Source organism: Paucibacter sediminis, from assembly GCF_030254645.1.
Classification (GTDB): Bacteria; Pseudomonadota; Gammaproteobacteria; order Burkholderiales; family Burkholderiaceae_C; genus Paucibacter_B; species Paucibacter_B sediminis.
The window spans coordinates 1028523-1044892 of sequence record NZ_CP116346.1; the positions used below are offsets into that span (position 1 = coordinate 1028523).

14 protein-coding genes, 1 tRNA gene and 1 pseudogene are annotated in these 16370 nt (G+C 65.1%); 3 read left to right on the forward strand and 13 right to left on the reverse strand.

What is annotated here, in order from left to right:
- Nucleotides 1–10: 10 nt before the first annotated feature.
- Nucleotides 11–292, forward strand: a complete 282-nt coding sequence (locus PFX98_RS24705) for a helix-turn-helix domain-containing protein (protein ID WP_425334692.1) — start codon at nucleotides 11–13, stop codon at nucleotides 290–292.
- 195 nt (nucleotides 293–487) lie between these two features.
- Here PFX98_RS24705 and PFX98_RS04720 read toward each other — a convergent pair.
- From PFX98_RS04720 to rsmB, 8 genes and pseudogenes are all read right to left on the reverse strand, one after another.
- Nucleotides 488–1715 (reverse strand): annotated as a pseudogene (locus PFX98_RS04720) (IS256 family transposase).
- Nucleotides 1716–1844: 129 nt separating this feature from the next.
- Nucleotides 1845–3788, reverse strand: a complete 1944-nt coding sequence (locus tag PFX98_RS04725; RefSeq protein WP_285234019.1) for a hypothetical protein — start codon at nucleotides 3786–3788, stop codon at nucleotides 1845–1847.
- 735 nt (nucleotides 3789–4523) lie between these two features.
- Nucleotides 4524–5132 carry a PEP-CTERM sorting domain-containing protein gene (locus PFX98_RS04730; protein WP_285234020.1) on the reverse strand — a complete coding sequence of 203 codons (609 nt, stop codon included), beginning with the start codon at nucleotides 5130–5132 and terminating at the stop codon, nucleotides 4524–4526.
- A 369-nt stretch (nucleotides 5133–5501) separates the two neighbouring features.
- A tRNA-Phe gene (locus tag PFX98_RS04735) sits at nucleotides 5502–5577 on the reverse strand.
- A 68-nt stretch (nucleotides 5578–5645) separates the two neighbouring features.
- Nucleotides 5646–6350, reverse strand: coding sequence for a response regulator (locus PFX98_RS04740; RefSeq protein ID WP_285234021.1), 705 nt, complete (start codon nucleotides 6348–6350; stop codon nucleotides 5646–5648).
- Nucleotides 6351–6363: 13 nt separating this feature from the next.
- The gene (locus PFX98_RS04745) at nucleotides 6364–8625 is read right to left on the reverse strand and encodes a sensor histidine kinase (RefSeq protein ID WP_285234022.1); all 2262 of its coding nucleotides are present in this window, start codon (nucleotides 8623–8625) and stop codon (nucleotides 6364–6366) included.
- Nucleotides 8622–9251 carry a DUF4390 domain-containing protein gene (locus tag PFX98_RS04750; RefSeq protein ID WP_285234023.1) on the reverse strand — a complete coding sequence of 210 codons (630 nt, stop codon included), beginning with the start codon at nucleotides 9249–9251 and terminating at the stop codon, nucleotides 8622–8624. The genes PFX98_RS04745 and PFX98_RS04750 overlap by 4 nt, the downstream gene beginning before the upstream one ends.
- 8 nt (nucleotides 9252–9259) lie before the next feature.
- Entirely contained in the window at nucleotides 9260–10618 is a 1359-nt protein-coding gene (gene rsmB / locus PFX98_RS04755) for a 16S rRNA (cytosine(967)-C(5))-methyltransferase RsmB (RefSeq protein WP_285234024.1), read from the reverse strand.
- Nucleotides 10619–10734: 116 nt separating this feature from the next.
- Between rsmB and folE the strand changes: the two genes are divergently transcribed.
- Together folE and PFX98_RS04765 are read left to right on the forward strand one after the other, a co-directional pair.
- Nucleotides 10735–11454: a GTP cyclohydrolase I gene (gene folE / locus PFX98_RS04760; RefSeq protein WP_285234025.1), complete on the forward strand. Its 720-nt coding sequence runs from the start codon at nucleotides 10735–10737 to the stop codon at nucleotides 11452–11454.
- A 10-nt stretch (nucleotides 11455–11464) separates the two neighbouring features.
- Nucleotides 11465–11887 (forward strand): BLUF domain-containing protein, encoded by a 423-nt coding sequence (locus PFX98_RS04765; protein ID WP_285234026.1) that lies wholly within the window; start codon nucleotides 11465–11467, stop codon nucleotides 11885–11887.
- A 7-nt stretch (nucleotides 11888–11894) separates the two neighbouring features.
- Here the strand turns inward: PFX98_RS04765 and PFX98_RS04770 are convergent, their stop codons facing one another.
- Genes PFX98_RS04770 through PFX98_RS04790 form a run of 5 tightly spaced genes read right to left on the reverse strand, consistent with a single transcriptional unit; the run spans nucleotide 11895 to nucleotide 16369 of the window.
- Nucleotides 11895–12440, reverse strand: coding sequence for a LemA family protein (locus PFX98_RS04770; protein ID WP_285234027.1), 546 nt, complete (start codon nucleotides 12438–12440; stop codon nucleotides 11895–11897).
- Nucleotides 12437–13150 carry a 7-cyano-7-deazaguanine synthase QueC gene (gene queC, locus PFX98_RS04775; RefSeq protein WP_285234028.1) on the reverse strand — a complete coding sequence of 238 codons (714 nt, stop codon included), beginning with the start codon at nucleotides 13148–13150 and terminating at the stop codon, nucleotides 12437–12439. The genes PFX98_RS04770 and queC overlap by 4 nt, the downstream gene beginning before the upstream one ends.
- The gene (locus tag PFX98_RS04780; RefSeq protein WP_285234029.1) at nucleotides 13147–14418 is read right to left on the reverse strand and encodes a glutamate-5-semialdehyde dehydrogenase; all 1272 of its coding nucleotides are present in this window, start codon (nucleotides 14416–14418) and stop codon (nucleotides 13147–13149) included. Before PFX98_RS04780 ends, queC begins: the two co-directional genes overlap by 4 nt.
- Before the next feature lie 50 nt (nucleotides 14419–14468).
- Entirely contained in the window at nucleotides 14469–15329 is an 861-nt protein-coding gene (locus PFX98_RS04785; protein WP_285234030.1) for a GNAT family N-acetyltransferase, read from the reverse strand.
- Nucleotides 15326–16369, reverse strand: a complete 1044-nt coding sequence (locus tag PFX98_RS04790; protein ID WP_285234031.1) for an AEC family transporter — start codon at nucleotides 16367–16369, stop codon at nucleotides 15326–15328. The genes PFX98_RS04785 and PFX98_RS04790 overlap by 4 nt, the downstream gene beginning before the upstream one ends.
- Between the last annotated feature and the right edge of the window lies 1 nt (nucleotide 16370).

The window sequence follows — 16370 nt, forward strand, 5'->3', positions numbered from 1 at the left end:
GGGTCGCCGCATGCGATCCCGGCGCGAGGACTTGGGCTGGTCTCAGGAAAAGGTGGGGGTGCTGATCGGCATTGACGAGTCGAGCAGCCGGGCTCGAATCAGCCGCTATGAGCTAGGTGTCCACGAGCCACCTGTGGCGACAGCCCGCCTTATCGCCGCGGCATTGAAGGTGTCACTACCGTATCTCTATTGCGAGGATGATGATGTTGCGGCGCTACTGCTGGCGTTGAGCGATCTGCCGAAGGTTGCGCGGAGGGATAAGGCTCGCCAGTTCGCCGCTATGCTTGGGTAGCCCCGCGCATCGCGCCTGCTGTCAATTTGGCGAAAAGAGTGCTGACAAAGTGCGCGACTGTGCACCTCTGGCGCTTCCACACTTGGGCGTACAAAGCCACCGTACAGCCATCTCCATTTGAGGGCATTGGCATGTACACATTTATTCATGATCCGGAACTGGGTGTGTCCGAATTTTGTGTAAACGGTTCGGACTTCAGCTGATGGAGATGCGGTCCCGGAACTGAATGATAAAGCGGGTGAGCGCAGCCTTCCAATCGCGGATGGGCATGGTCCTCTTCTGGCTGATGTTGCGCAGGGCCAGATCGAACAGCTTGGTCAGCGCCTCGTCGCTGGGGAATGAGCCCCCTGTTCTTGGTCAGCTTCCTCAGGCTCATGTTCACCGACTCGATGGCGTTGGTGGTGTAGATGACCTTGCGGATCTCTGGTGGGTAGTCGAAGAACGGGATGAGCCGGCTCCAGTTCCTGTGCCAGGACTGGCCGATGGGCAGGTACTGCTCGCCCCACTTGGCCACGAACTCACCCAAGCGCAACTCTGCCTCCTCGGCGGTGGTGGCTTGGTAGATGTGCCGCAGATCGGCCGCCACTTCAGGGCGGCGCTTCCGCGCGCGATAGTTCAGGCTATGGCGCACCATGTGCACGATGCCACAGCTGCACCACCGCCCTGGGGAACACGGCCTTGATGGCATCGGGGAAGCCCTTGAGCCCATCGACGCAGGCGATGAAGATGTCCTGCACGCCTCGGTTGCGCAGTTCCGCGACCACCTGCAGCCAGAACTTGGCGCCCTCGGTCTGTGCCAGCCACAGGTCCAGCACCGCGTTCTCGCCGTTCATGGTGATGCCGATGGCCAGATTTACCGCCTTGACCCGCACCGCACCCTCGCGCACCTTCACGTGGATGCAATCCAGGTACACGATGGGATAGATGGGGTCCAGCGGCCTGGCCTGCCAGGCCTTGACCTCGTCGCTCACAGCGTCCGTCACCGATGAGATCGGGCTGGGTGAGACCTCGGTGCCGTACATCTCCTGCAGGTGGCCCTGCCTCTCGCGCACGGTCAGGCCGCGCGCGTACAGCGAGATGACTTTGTCGTCGAAGCCGCTCCAGCGGGTCTGGCACTTGGGGATCAGCTGCGGCTCGAAGGTGCCGTTGCGATCACGCGGAACCTCGATAGGCACTCGCAAAACTCACCCTTGAGCATCTTCCTGCTCTTGCCGTTGCGGGTGTTGCCGCCAGAGTTGCCAACGGTCTCGTGGCGTTCATGGCCGAGGTGTTCAGTCAGTTCGGCGTCCAGCGCCTTCTCGACCAGCAGCTTGGTCAGTTCCTTGAGCAGGCCGCTCTCGCCAATCAGGTCTTCAGGCTTCTTGTAGTTGGCCAGCAGGCTGGCCAGCAATTCATCAGGTACTTCGTGCTTCTTAGATGTCATCGTGCTTACGGACAAGCCGGCTCGCGCCGGTGGTGGATTGTCCATTTACACAAAATTCTGCACACCCTCTTTGCCGAAGAGGCCCGCAGTTCATGTAATCAAGAAAGCCGATATGCAAAATTGAACGATCTATGACGCACAGGAAGCATTAACGGTCAATGCGCCTATATTGTTGTAGAACGAGCCGGGGGTGTCATTAATAGCAAAAGTAACTGACTCACCTGGTAACAGAATAGCAGTCCAAGAAGATCCAGCCAATATCCACCTATTTCTATACTTTACGACGAGGGAATATGCGTTCGCCGCCGGAACGAGCGTCCCGGCTCCGCGCAAGTCAATGCCTTCTGCACCAATCTGGTTGCCGACAAAAGATGTCTCACCCCACACTCCTGCCGCAGTGAATTTGCAAGTGGCCGCTGTTGAATTTGAAGGCCAAGGCACGGTCGTACCTGCTTCGTTGACTGCATCAACACTGAAGGTAGTCACCTTGCCCAGCGTCACCTTCGGAGTAAGCGTAACGACATTGTCATACGCCATCACAGTAGGATATACCGGAGCAATACTTGCGCTTGCACTCCGCACCAAAGAACCATTCACATATAGACTATACAACCCTCCGGACCTGGTTATCTGATAGTTCGCACAAAACCCTTTGGATATCAACGGAACGGAAGGAACTTCTCCCACTACCCCACCAGAGCCACCAATTGAATACATCAACTTACCGGGCTGATTCCACATCGTGAAGAATGAGGCAAGCGAGTCCCCGATCGGACTGTGGCCGCTGCGTGACAGATTTGTAAACGCGGGATCCGCCTTAAATAGCCCTATAAAGTGCCCACTTGCAGGCGAATGTGTGATGCAAGCCTCAGCTGAAAAATCAATGTCAGCGAGCGCAACTTGATTATAGATTAACCAATCATTGTCTTGATTAGTTAGCCCGTTTGGATTCCAGCTATCGACCTGATTGCAGTCGCCGTCCAAATCGTTGGGGTCATTCACAACACTATCGCCAACCGAATATGCATTAGTAGACGAATCCCAACTGGCAGTTCCGAATGTTGTCCAAGGACCAAGCACCGTGCTCTTTCCTTTACACGAAATTGACCAAGTACCCGGCGGCAACGGCGTCAGTGCCCCATTCAACTCATTGAATGACGTTTGAACTAATGAAAGAACTTGGGCCTGAACTGTTTGGCTCTTCGCTGGGTCGACAAAATAGTTTGCATTGAGATAGAAGTCAGAAAAACCATGACTGCCGGTCAACCCCAACACCGATGCGTAACATGACGTGAAAGTCAGCAGATCCATGCAGGGAAACGCATTCGGCTCAAGCGGCGAAGCGTTCGTATAGTCGTCCGGAGTCGCAATTTTTCCTTTATACAGCGATATGACAGTGTCGGTATTCGAAGTTACATAGCGTCCGTTAGGAGTGGCCGGTGCTGCAACGGCAACACCAACATAGCGAATGCTGGAAGATATCTCTGCCGAACTCAGAGAGCCCGAGAAATGCATATAGGCATCCACAGCATCAGCGTACTCATTGCCCTGGGAATGACTTACAACAACCACCTTGTGACCTGCACGCACCAAGACGCTCAGCCTCGTCGTAAATCTAGCAACAACTCTCGCATTCCTTCGTTCCGCATCAGAAAGTATCCGCTGATTGGCTAACTGACACGTCGGAATCGTGTCACATTGAAGGGCATTTATTGAAGAACTGAAGTATTGGCCAAGTGCTGCCTTGTACTCCGGACCGTCTGCGGTAGCGGCGGCATTAATCGTGCGGGCTGAAGCAAGCGCTTCGTGACTGGCCTTGGCATAAGCTGTCACTTCAAAAACATCGCCCAGAAAGCCATCATTAGGACTGTGCCAGTAGGTGACTTCGATTGATCCAGCCAGCATTCCTGCCCGAGCCCATCCATCTGACATGAGCCCACCAAGGACAAGTGATGAATCAGCAGCATCTTGTTCAGAGTTGTTTATACCATTCAGATAAATGATATAGGTCTTTGCCTGCGCCAACGAACTCAACAAAATAAGCAGTATGCCGAGGATAAGTTTGGAACCCATTTATTTCTCCTACAGGCACGACTTCATTTCGCTACCGAGGTATCCGTCAAAGCCACTTGTCTTTGCAGCCAAATCAGAGCGTCGCAACTCCGTGTTGAATGTTGCAGGTAACAAATCCCTATCTAGGACGAAGCTCTGATCAGTTCGACCTCTCCCTTGACTTATTCGCAGAGTCGCACACCGCACATCTCCGAAAATGTCCAGCAGTTGATTCCTGGTTGGTGCGGGAACTTGCGGAAGCAACAGAAGTCGTTGATAGGCCGCAGCCCCTAGCAGGATGGCGGCCCCCTCGGCTGCGCTCTTTGCCCTGGATGCCACGAAGCGCTCTACGTCATCCCGCACGCCATTTCTATTTGAATCGACTCCAGCAAGCGTGGAATTGTTCAGGGCAGGGGCCGGCTCCGGAGGGACGGGGATGCCGTTGATTACCTCGCTGGCAGGTGGGCGCCCCACCCAACCCGGCGGCACCGCCAATGCCTGCATTCTGAGACCGGCGGAAGCCGATTCAGTCGCTGCGGCCGAAACACCACCTTCTCCGGCCCCACCGCCGCAGGCAGTCAGTAACACAGGCGCAACCAAGAGCAAGAGCGGCTTAGGTGGCGTCCGCTTGCATGGCTGGAAAGTATTTCGAGTCAAGGACATAGTCTCTCCGTAAATACTTAGTTCAGCCACACTCTGCAGTGCAACTCAGGGTTCAGTCATCCTGATGCTCGGCCCGACGACTCCATATAGGGCTTAGCGGCGACGTCTTGCCGATAGCCCACCAATGCCGAGCCCAAACAGCACCAGAGCCAACGATCCAGGCTCGGGCACGTTGTTGCTCGCTGGTGCGTGGTACGTGAAGTCATCCATCGAGAAGTAGCCTTGCACTCCGCTGACCACAACCTTGTCAACGAGTCCCGAGTAACCACTGGCCAAGAAGGTCGGCCCGTAGGGGGCCGCACCCTGCGAGTCGGGAAGTGAGTCCGAGGTGGCGACCAAGTTGCCGGCATCCCAAAGCTCAAACGTCACGCCGGAGTAACCCGAAAATGCGGCCCCGTCAAACACGAACTCCACGGCGCTGGTGATGGCGTTGTTGCTCGTAATGACGTAGGCGCCCGGGTCGGTGGGGTCTGCGTAGTCAGTGAACAGGTCGATGGAGCCCGAAGCGGGCGCGTAGACCGTATCCGGCCCGTAGAACCAACCGCTGAAGGCGAAGCCCTTGTAGGGTGACGGCACCACATCATAGGAGGCCTGTCCCGAATTCAGGTCCTCAAAGGTGAGGGTCGCCGCGCTTGCTGGCGCGAATGGGAGCATCAGAGCCCCCACAACAGTCAACACTGAACTGAGGCGCGTGAAGTCCATGGAGCCCTCCCTAGGCCACTTTGACTTGAGCACCCACATAGAATTTGTGGGCCCCGCTAACTGTGCGTTAGCACGCGCTTTTTTTCACCCCCCGATCTTGGGGGTTATTTGTTGCTGCGACCTGACTCTGCGCAAGTTCGACGAGCAAAAGCGATGCCGAGACTTGTCGACCAACTCTTCGAGGGCGAACGAAGGGAGCCGAATTGGAATTGGGAGAGATGTCCCGGCTTGCGGTGGCTGAGCAGCCTGCCGGCACTTGCCAAGTGTTCAGCACCGAACCCACCGAGCAAGCCTGTCTCCCAACAAACACTACTCGGCGCCCCATAACGACAAAAGCCCATCGCGATGGATGGGCTTCTGAATGATGTCTGGTGGCCTGGGGCGGAATCGAACCACCGACACGCGGATTTTCAATCCGCTGCTCTACCAACTGAGCTACCAGGCCTTGTCTAGTCACCGCTGCTTGGTGGCTTTTTCAAGCCGCCCAAATCAGCGAAGACCAAGAGTGTAGCACTAAATTCCGCTGTTGCGCTTGTTTCTTGTGAGATCGACACCCAGCTGCTTGAGCTTGCGGTACAGATGGGTGCGCTCGAGGCCGGTCTTCTCGGCCACGCGGGTCATCGAGCCGTTCTCCTTGGCGAGGTGGAATTCGAAGTAGCTCTTCTCGAAGGCATCGCGCGCCTCGCGCAGCGGCCGGTCCAGCTCGAACACCTGCTCGGAGGCCAGGCCCTGGGGCGGCAGGGCCACCGCGGGCGCCACGCTCAGGCCGGTGGGCGCATGCGAGATGGGCAGGCCGCCCACCATGTCGTTGCGCTCGAAGCTGGCCATCGTCACCGTGGGCGCGGGGCGCGGCGCGGTCTTCACCAGGGCCTGCTCCACCGCACGCAGCAGCTTCTGCAGGGTGATGGGCTTTTCGAGGAAGGCGATGGCACCGAACTTGGTGGCTTCCACCGCGGTGTCGATGGTGCCGTGGCCGCTCATCATGATCACCGGCATCGAGAGCTGGCCCGAGCTGCCCCACTCCTTCAGCAGCGTGATGCCATCGACATCGGGCATCCAGATGTCCAGCAGCACCAGGTCCGGGCGCATGCGCTCGCGCACGCTGCGGGCCTGGGCGGCGTTCTCCGCCAGTTCGATGGTGTGCCCCTCGTCGGAGAGGATTTCAGACAAGAGGGCTCGGATGCCCAGTTCGTCGTCGACTACAAGAATGGTTGCCATGTATGCCTACTGTTCACGCGGGCCGGCGCGTTTCTGGCGTCTCGGCCGGGCTCGGTGCAGTCGCGAGTTTTGAAAATGATAACGAAACTTGAGCGCCCACTACCGGCAGCGCCTCGTCGCCTTCCTTGTGCAGATTCACCAGGCGGATGCGGGCGCCATGTTCATCTGCGATTTTCTTCACCACCGCCAGCCCGAGGCCGGTGCCCTTGGACTTGGTCGTCACGTAAGGCTCGAAGGCCCTCTTGAGCACCTTCTCCGCAAAACCGGGCCCATTGTCCGTCACTTGCAGACGCAGGCCGCGCAGCTCTCCGGCATCGCTGAAAGCCTTCTGCGTGCGCACGGTCACATGGCCGTCGGGCCGCTCGCTCACGGCGTCGAGCGCGTTCTGCACCAGGTTGTGGATGACCTGGCGCAGCTGGGTGGCGTCGCCGTTGATGAGGGGCGGCTCGCTCGTCAGCTCGGCATGCAGGCGGCCGGCTTCCTGCGCCGGCGCGTAAAGCATCAGCACCTCGCTCACCAACGCGTTCAGGTCCAGGCCCTTGAGGCTGGCGGCGGGCAGGCGCGCGTAATCGCGGAACTCGTTCACCAGCTGCTTCATCGCCTGCACCTGGTTGACGATGGTGGCCACCGAGCGCACCAGCATGGCCTGGTCGGTACCCTCGAGCTTGGCCTCGAGCTTGTGCTGCAGGCGCTCGGCGGAGAGCTGGATGGGCGTGAGCGGGTTCTTGATCTCGTGCGCCAGGCGGCGCGCCACCTCGCTCCACGCCTGGGAGCGCTGGGCTGAGACCACCTCGGAGATATCGTCGAACACCATCAGGCGCGCATCATGCGGCAAGGATGCGCCTCGCACCAGCAGGGTTAGCACGTCCTGGCTCTGGTCCAGCTGCAGCTCGAACGCCTCTTGCCAATGGTCGCGCTCGCCCGCGCCCTCGGTGCCCAGCCGGGTGCCGGCATTCATGTCGTAGCGCTGCCAGACCGCCTTGGCAAAGGCCGCCAGCTCCGGCACCTCGTCCAGCTGCCGGCCGCGGTAGGCCGCCAGCGGCAGCTTGAGGATGCGGGTGGCGCCGGGGTTGACGGTGTCGATGCGCTGCTGGGCATCGAACACGATCACGCCGGCGGTGAGGTTGTCCAGAATCGTCTGCAGATTGGTGCGCGCGCTCTCCAGCTGGGCCACGCTCTGCTCCACCAGGCCGCGCGCATCGGCGAGCTGCTGGGTCATGTCGGCGAAGGAACGCGTCAGGCCGCCCAGCTCGTCGCGCGAGCTCAGCACCGGCTTGCGCGTCAGGTCGCCCTGCGCCACCTGGCGCACGCCATCGGCCAGCAGCAGCAGCGGGCGCGCCAGCTGGTTGCCCAGCGTCACCGCCAGCAGCAGTGCGGCAAACACCGCCAGCACCAGCACCAGGGTCAGGGTGCCCAGGTACATGCGGCGCAGGCCATCGCGTTCGAGGCCGCGCTGCAGGTACTCGGCATTCGCCGCCTGCACCGCCAGCGCATTCGCCACCATGCTGGCGGGCAGGGCCTGCACCACCATCAGGTAGCGGTCGCCGCCGCCCAGGCTGAGATCGCTGGAGGGCAGCAGGGCCAGCGCGCGCAGGCGCGGCGGGTCTTCCTCCAGGCTGTCGATCTTGCTCACCAGGCCCCGGGCACGTGCCTGGCGCAGCAGCTCGGGCTGGGGCCGGTCGGGGGTGAGCGAATGGGTGTCACCGCCCACGCCCACCAGGATCTGGCCGTTGGGCCCCACCAGGGCCACGGTGCGCGCCGAGAGCTGCTCGCGCACGCGCTCCAGCGCCAGCGTCTGCGGCATGCTGTTGAGCTCGGCCAGGCGCTCGGCGGCGCTGCGCGTCTTCACGCCCAGGTCGTCCACCAGACTGTCCAACGTGCCCTGGCCCAGCTTGAGGCCGGCGTCCAGCGCGCTGGCCAGCTTCACATCGAACCAGCTCTCGATGCTGCGGTTCACGAACTGGTAGGAGACGGTGTAGATCAACAGCCCCGGCACCACCCCCACCAGCGCGAAGATGGCCGCCAGCTTGAGCAGCAGGCGGCTGCCGAACTTGCCGCGCTTCACGCGTATCACCAGGCGCACCGCGGCGATGCCGATCACCAGCACCAGCAGCGCCGCCACCACCACGTTGAGCCAGAACAGCCAGACATAGTGGCGCTCGAAGAAGCCGCGCGGCGCGGTGGCGCCGATCGAGAGCAGGAAGGCCAGCACCCCGCAGGCGCCGGTCACCGCCACCAGGGAGACCACCCAGGCCCAACGCGCCGCTTTTGTCATGGCGCCAGCTTGGCGCTGAAGTCCGGGTTCAGGTTCAGCGTGCGCTCAACCTTCAGGTCCCAGCCCTGCGGCGCGCCCAGGCCGATCTGCATCGGCCGCGGCAGCTGGCTGGTGTCGAGCTTGTAGCTGAACTCCAGGTAGTAGCGGCCGTCGTCCTCCAGCTCCTTGGCCTCGGCGATGCGCCAGCCCGACACGCCGCGCAGCGAGGCCACCGCCTCGGCCAGGCTCTCGTAGCTCTGGTTCAGGCCGCCGGTGCTGACGCGGTACTGCCGGGTCAGCGGCTGCCAGGCCAGGCGCCAGCTGCGCGAGGCGCGCGCCACGCGGGCATCGCGCCAGTACCAGCGGTTGCGCAGCACCGCCGCCTCGGCGGAGAAATAGATCGGCACGCCCTTGGCCAGCGCCTCTTCCACCGGCTTGGGCAGCTCGAAACGGGTGCTGAAGTTGAGCGCCAGGCCATCATCCACGCGCTCGGTGCTGAGCTGGTTCAGCAGCACGCCGTCGGCGCGCGCCAGCCCCAGACCCAGGCCGAGCCACAGCAGCAGCCCGGCCAGCCACAGCAGCGCCCGGCCCGGGCGGGCGGCGCTGGCGGGCCTGGAGGTGGACGAGAAGGGCGTGCTGAGGATCAAGGCGCGGTTCAGGCTTGCTTGGTGATGAGGGCGTAGTAGAAGCCGTCCAAAGCCGCGGCTCCCTCCACATGCGTCTCATTGTCGGCCAGGGGCAGCAGGTGACCCGTGACGCCTTGCACCGCGATGGACTTGGCATCGGCATGGCGTTGCAAAAACGCGTCGGTCTGCGCCTGGCCCTCGGCCTTGAACACCGAGCAGGTGGCGTAGACCAGGCGGCCGCCCGGCTTCAGCGTGGGCCACAAGGCCTCCAGCAGCTCGGCCTGGATGGCCGCCAGCTGGGGGATGTCGCCCGGCCGGCGCAGCCAGCGCACGTCCGGGTGACGGCGCACGATGCCCGAGGCGCTGCAGGGCGCATCCAGCAGGATGGCGTCGAAGGGCCGGCCATCCCACCAGGCGGCGGGCTGGCGCGCATCGGCGGCCTTCAGCGTGGCGCGCTGCCCCAGGCGGTCGAGGTTCTGCTGCACGCGCTGCAGGCGCTTGGGGTCGGCATCCAGGGCCAGCAGCTCGATATCGGGTCGCAGTTCCAGCAGGTGCGCGGTCTTGCCGCCCGGCGCGGCGCAGGCATCCAGCACCCGGGCGCCCGGGGTCAGGTCTTGCGGCTGCCACTGCAACAGCAGCGGGGCGGCCAGCTGGGCGGCGGCGTCCTGCACCGACACCTCGCCCGCCTCGAAGCCCGGCAGGGCAGTGACGGGCACGGCCTTGGCCAGCCGCACCGCCTGCGGCGTCACGCCGTCCAGGGCCTGGGCGGCAATCCCGGCCGCGGCCAGGCGCTCCAGATAGGCGGCGGCCGTGCCGTGGCGGGCGTTCACGCGCAGGGTCATCGGCGGGTGCAGATTGTTGGCGGCCAGGATGGCGGGCCATTGCTCCGGCCAATCCTGGCGCAGCTGTGCGATCCACCAGGCCGGGTGGTTGTGGCTGGCCACCGCATCGGCCTGCAGCTGCGCCAGCAGGGCGCTGCGCTCGCGCAGAAAGCGGCGCAGCACCGCATTGACGAAATTGGCGCTGCCCTGGGCGCGCTGGCGCACCGCGCTCACCGCCTGGTCCACCACGGTGTGCTCAGCATAGGGCGGCGCCTCCTCACGCTGCGGGGGCAGCAGCAGGGCCAGCGCGCAGATCAAGAGGTTGTCCACCTTGGGCGGCGGCGCCTTGGGCGCCAGCAGGGCGCGCAGGGCCTGGGCCGTGCCGAGCCGGCGCAGCACCAGAAAGCTCAGTGCCTGCGTGCCCGGGCGCAGGGCGGCGGGGCAGCGCCCCAGCAGCTCGGTGAGCGATTGGCCGGCGCGCACGGCCTGCACGGCATCGGCCACCTGCAGGAGCAGGCGTTGCAGGGTGGCGGACTGAGGCGAAGAGGGGACTGCGGGCTTTGGCACGGCGGCAGTGTAGAGCCACCCCGGGGGCCACGCCGGGGCCGGGCTCGACCTGCAAGGTTTTGCCAATCCGGCCACAATCCCGGCAACCGAGCTACCTGCCGAGAGACGAGAAGCCCATGCCCGCCAAGAATCCGCCCCAGCTGGCCGCCGCCGAACTGGCCGCTCTGCCCGCTTCCGAGCGCATCCGCTACCGCCTCATCAGCGCCAACTGCCGCCACCACGCCAACGACAACATCGCCGCCTTCATCGAGGCGGGCGAGCTGGACGAGTTGCAGGCCGAGGTGCAGGCCAAGCTGCAGGAGGTGCTGCGCGCCATGGTGATCGACACCGACAGCGACCACAACACCCAGGAAACCGCCAAGCGCGTGGCCAAGATGTTCGTGCGCGAGATCTACAAGGGCCGCTATGTCGAGGCGCCGCCGGTGACCGAGTTCCCCAACGTCACGCGCCTCAACGAGCTGATGATCGTCGGGCCCATCAAGGTGCGCAGCGCCTGCTCGCACCACCTCTGCCCGATCATGGGCCGGGTCTGGATCGGCCTGCTGCCCAACGAGCATTCCAACCTGATCGGTCTCTCCAAGTACGCGCGCCTGACCGACTGGATCATGAGCCGGCCGCAGATCCAGGAAGAGGCCGTCACCATGCTGGCCAACGAGCTGCAGGAACGCGTGCAGCCCGACGGTCTCGCCATCGTGATGGAAGCCGACCATTTCTGCATGCATTGGCGCGGCGTCAAGGACAGCGAGTCCATGATGACCAACAGTGTGATGCGCGGCGCCTTCCTGAAGGATCCCAACCTGCGTCGCGAGTTCCTCTCATTGCTCAGCAAGAAGTGACCCCACCATCATGCTAGTCCGCCTCCTCTATGCCAGCCGCGCCGTCCAGCCCCTGAGCGACGCCGATCTCGCCACCATCCTGAAGCAGTCGCGCGAGCACAATCCCGCCGAGGGCCTGACCGGCCTGCTGTGCTACAGCGAGGGCGTGTTCATGCAGGTGCTGGAGGGCGGCCGCGACGCGGTGAACGCGCGCTACAAGCACATCGTCGGCGACACGCGCCACAAGGACGTGATCCTGCTCAGCTACGAGGAAGTGCCCGAGCGCCAGTTCGCCGGCTGGACCATGGGCCAGGTGAACCTGCACCGCCTCAACCCCGCCCTGGTGCTGAAGTACTGCGACTCCACCCGGCTCGACCCCTACGCGATGAGCGGCCGCGCGGTGATGGCGCTGTTCCAGGAGCTGGTGAGCTCGGGCGCCATCGTCTGCAGCTGAGCGCGCATCAGAGCGAACGCGCTTCGGCGAAGCCGAAGAAGCTGCTCAGCACCCGCGTCGGGAACTGCTGCACCGCCTGGTTGTAGGCGCCCACCGCCTGGTTGAAGACCTGGCGCGCGAAGGCGCGGTGGCGCTCCACCATCTTGAGCTCGTCCGCCAGGGTATAGACCTCGGGGTGCTCGCGCAGCTCGCCATGGTGCTCGATCAGCGACATCAGGCGCGTCAGCGCGGCCGCATGCACGGCCGCGGCCACCGCCAGATTGGCCAGCGGGTCGGCCGCGAAGGGGCGCGCGCGCACCGTCTGGGCCGCCGCATGGGCCTCGGCCTGAGCCGTTTCCAGCGCATCGAAGGTGGCCTGCTCGTTGCTGAGCAGCGGGCGCAGCAGGCTCAGCAGCTTGGCGCACAGCGCGGCGCGCTGGTTCAGCGCCTCGTCCAGCTGGGCATAGGCCGCGACGATGGCATTGCGCAGCCGCATCACGCGGTTGTAGGCGCCCACGGCCCAGAAGAACAGCGCGGCCAGGCTGACCCAGCCGGCCCAGGACCAGGTGTTCATCGCACCCCGGCCCGGTATTCCTCATGGCCGCGCGCGCGCAGCTCGCAGGCCGGGCAGCTGCCGCAGCCATAACCCCAGGCATGGCGCTGGCTGCGCTCGCCCAGGTAGCAGGTGTGGGTGTGCTCGATGATCAGCTCGTTGAGCGCCGCGCCGCCGAGCTGCGCGGTGAGCGCCCAGGTCTCGGCCTTGGTGATGAACATCAGCGGCGTCTCCAGCGTCATGGGCGCGTCCAGGCCCAGGCTCAGCGCCACCTGCAAGGCCTTCAGCGTGTTGTCGCGGCAGTCGGGGTAGCCGGAGAAATCGGTCTCGCACATGCCCCCCACCAGCACCGAGGCGCCGCGGCGGTAGGCCAGCGTGGCGGCGAAGGTGAGGAACAGCAGATTGCGGCCCGGCACAAAGGTGTTGGGCAGGCCGTTGGCCTGCATCTCGATGGCGCGCGCCTCGGTCAGCGCGGTGTCCGAGATCTGGCCCAGCAGGCCCAGGTCCAGCAGATGGTCCTCGCCCAGCTTGGCGGCCCAGGCCGGAAAGGCGGCGGCGAGCTCGCGCCGCACCACCTGCCGGCAGTCCAGCTCGACGCGATGCCGCTGGCCGTAATCGAAGCCGATGGTCTCCACCTCGGCATAGCGCTGCAGCGCCCAGGCCAGGCAGGCGGTGGAATCCTGGCCGCCGGAGAACAGCACCAGCGCCTTGCGCGTGGCCGCCGCGCTCATTGGCGCACCTCGCCCTGCCCCAGCACCAGCCACTTCATCGAGGTCAGGCCCTCCAGGCCTACCGGGCCGCGGGCATGGAACTTGTCGGTGGAGATGCCGATCTCGGCGCCCAGGCCGTACTCGAAGCCATCGGCAAAGCGCGTGCTGGCGTTCACCATCACGCTGGCCGAATCGACCTCGCGCAGAAAGCGCATCGCGTTCGGGTGGTTAGTGGTGAGGATGGCGTCGGTGTGGTGCGAGCCGTAGCGGTTGATGTGGGCAATCGCCTCGTCCAGGCTGTCCACCACCTTGACGCTGATGATGGGAGCCAGGTATTCCTCGCTCCAGTCGGCCTCGGTGGCCGGCTTGGCGCCGGGCAGCAAGGCCAGGGTGCGCAGGCAGCCGCGCATCTCCACGCCCTTGGCCGCGAAGATCGCCGCGATGCGCGGCAGGAAGGCGCCCGCCTGCTTGCTGTGCACCAGCAGCGACTCGGTGGCATTGCAGGGGCTGTATTTCTGCGTCTTGGCGTTGTCCACCACCTTGAGCGCCAGCTCCAGATCGACCTCGGCATCCACATAGCTGTGGCAGTTGCCGTCCAGGTGCTTGATCACCGGCACGCGCGCCTCGCGGCTGATGCGCTCGATCAGGCCCTTGCCGCCGCGCGGGATGATCACATCCACATACTCGGGCATGGCGATCAGCAGGCCTACCGCGGCGCGGTCGGTGGTGTTGACGAGTTGCACGCCGTCGGCGGGCAGGCCGGCCTCCTGCAGCGCCGCCGCCACCAGGGCGGCCAGCGCCAGATTGGAATGCAGGGCCTCGGAACCACCGCGCAGGATGCAGGCATTGCCGCTCTTGATCGCCAGCGAGGCGGCCTCGATGGTGACATTGGGCCGGCTCTCGTAAATCATGCCGAACACGCCCAGGGGCACGCGCATCTGGCCCACGCTGATGCCGCTGGGGCGGCGCTTCACGCCGCTGATCTCGCCGATCGGATCGGGCATGGCGGCGATCTGCTCGCAGCCCTCGGCCACCGTGGCCAGCACCTTGGGCGCCAGCTTGAGGCGGTCCAGCATCGGCGCATCCAGGCCGCTGGCGGCCTGCAGATCGCGCTCGTTGGCGGCCTGCAGGGCCGGGCCGGCCTCGCGCAGGCGGCGCGCCAGCGCCAGCAGGGCCTGGTTCTTGGCGGCCGTGGAGGCCGCGGCCATCAGGGTGGCGGCGGCGCGGGCGCGTTCGCCCAGCTGCCGCATATAGGGCGCGAGATCGTTGGGGAGGACTGCTGCGTTCATGGCGAGCATTCTCGCCCAAGCCCGGAAATCACGCGCTCATCACGCGCCCATCACGCGCTGAGCGGCCGCCACATCAGCCATTGATGCAGGGGCTGGAGCGCGAAACCGAGTTCGCGCAAGGCGCGCCCGCCCAGGTCCAGGCGCTGCAGCTGCGGCACGCGCAGGCGGCGCTGTGGGAACTCGGCCGCCAGCGTCTGCAGCAGGGCGCGCGCATCGGCCTGGGCCGGGCCGGTATCGACCAGGCTGACGATCTGCACATGGGCCTCGTCCGGCAACGAGAACAGCAGCTGGGCCTGGCCATGCCGCCAGGCCTGCAGCGCCGACTGGCCCAGGATGGCGGGCGTCACCTGCAGCGGCAGGTCGGGCAGCGCCAGCGCGTCCAGCCAGGCCAGCGCCTCGGCCTGCGTGACTTGCTGCACCGCATGGGCCTGCGCCGGCACGCTGCCGGGCTCGGCCAGATAGCCATGCAGCTCGTGCAGCAGGGCAAAGCCGCGGCCCTCGTAGAGCCGGCGCGCGCGCTCGTTCTGCGCAAACACCTCCAGCTCCACCGCCGCCATGCCGGCCTTGCGGGCGCGCGCGATGAAGTCGTCAAGCAGGGCCGGCGCCGCGCCGCTGCCGCGCGCCGCCGGCGTCGCGCCCATGGTGCCGAGGCGCCAGCGGCCGATGCCGGGGCGCGGCGCGGTGAGGGCAAAGGCCAGGATCTCGCCCTCGCCAACACCCTGCCGAACGGCCACGCGGCTGAGCCCCAGCTCAACCCCCTGGCGCGCCAGAAAGCCCGGCCATTGCGCCGGGCTGAGCTGGAAGGGCCCGATCAGGTAATCGGCAAAGGCCGCGCCGAAGGCGGCATGCAGGCGCTCGGCCGGCACGGCATCGGCGGGCCGCACATCGATGGGGGTCAGGTCTTGCGTCATAGCTTCAGGTAGGCGAGCAGCGCCAGCCAGAGCGGCGCGCTAAGAACGAAACAGAGCGTCGAGATCACGATGGCAGCGGTGGTCTCGCCCTCCATGCAGCGGTAGCGCTGCGCGAAGATGAGCGCGTTGGACCCGGCCGGCAGGGCCGCCATCATCACGATCACGCCCAGCGGCATGCCCGAGAGGCCCAGGCCCCAGTGCGCCAGCAGCAGCACCAGGGCCGGCAGCAGCAGCAGCTTGAGCGCCGCCAGCCCGAGCGCGCCGCGCCAGGCGCGCGGCCAGCCGTAATAGGCCAGCGACATGCCGATCAGGGTGAGGCACAGCGGCACCACCGCGGTGCCCAGCATCTGCAGCACCTCGTCCAGCACCGCCGGCAGGGTGAAGCCGGCGGCATTGAAGAGCAGACCGGCCAGCACCGGCAGCACCACCGGATGAATGACGGTGTTGCGCACCGTGATGGCGAGCGTGCGCAGCAGGCTCTCGGCCTGGTCGCGCGCACGTTCGCGCGCCAGGTCCAGCTCCACCAGCAGGGTCAGCACCGTCAGCAGGGTCAGCGCGTGCAGGCTCACCACCGTGATGTGGATGGCCAGGCCGGCCTCGCCGAACACGCCGGCGGCCAGCGGCACGCCCACCTGCAAGGTGTTGCCGAAGCTGGCGGTGATGGCCTGCACACTGGGCACGGCCACCGCCGCGCGGCCGGCGCCGCGCCAGCGCTGCACGCCGTACACGCCCAGCATCAACCCGATCACCGGCACGAAGAAGGCCGTCAGCGTGGCCCAGGGCAGCGCCGCGAACTCGACCCGCGCGGTGGTGCGGAACAGCAGCGCCGGCACAAAGATGTAGAAGGCCGCGCTGGACAGCACGCGCGCGGGGTCGCCCCCGCTGCCGCCCGCCTGGCTGTCACCCAGCCAGCGCATGCGCCCGACAAACCAACCGATGGCCACCGCGATGAAGATCGCCAGCAGCTTGTAGAACACCACCACCGTCATGCGGCCAGTATCACCGTCGGCGCGCGCCGGCGCCGTCGGTAATGTCCACATG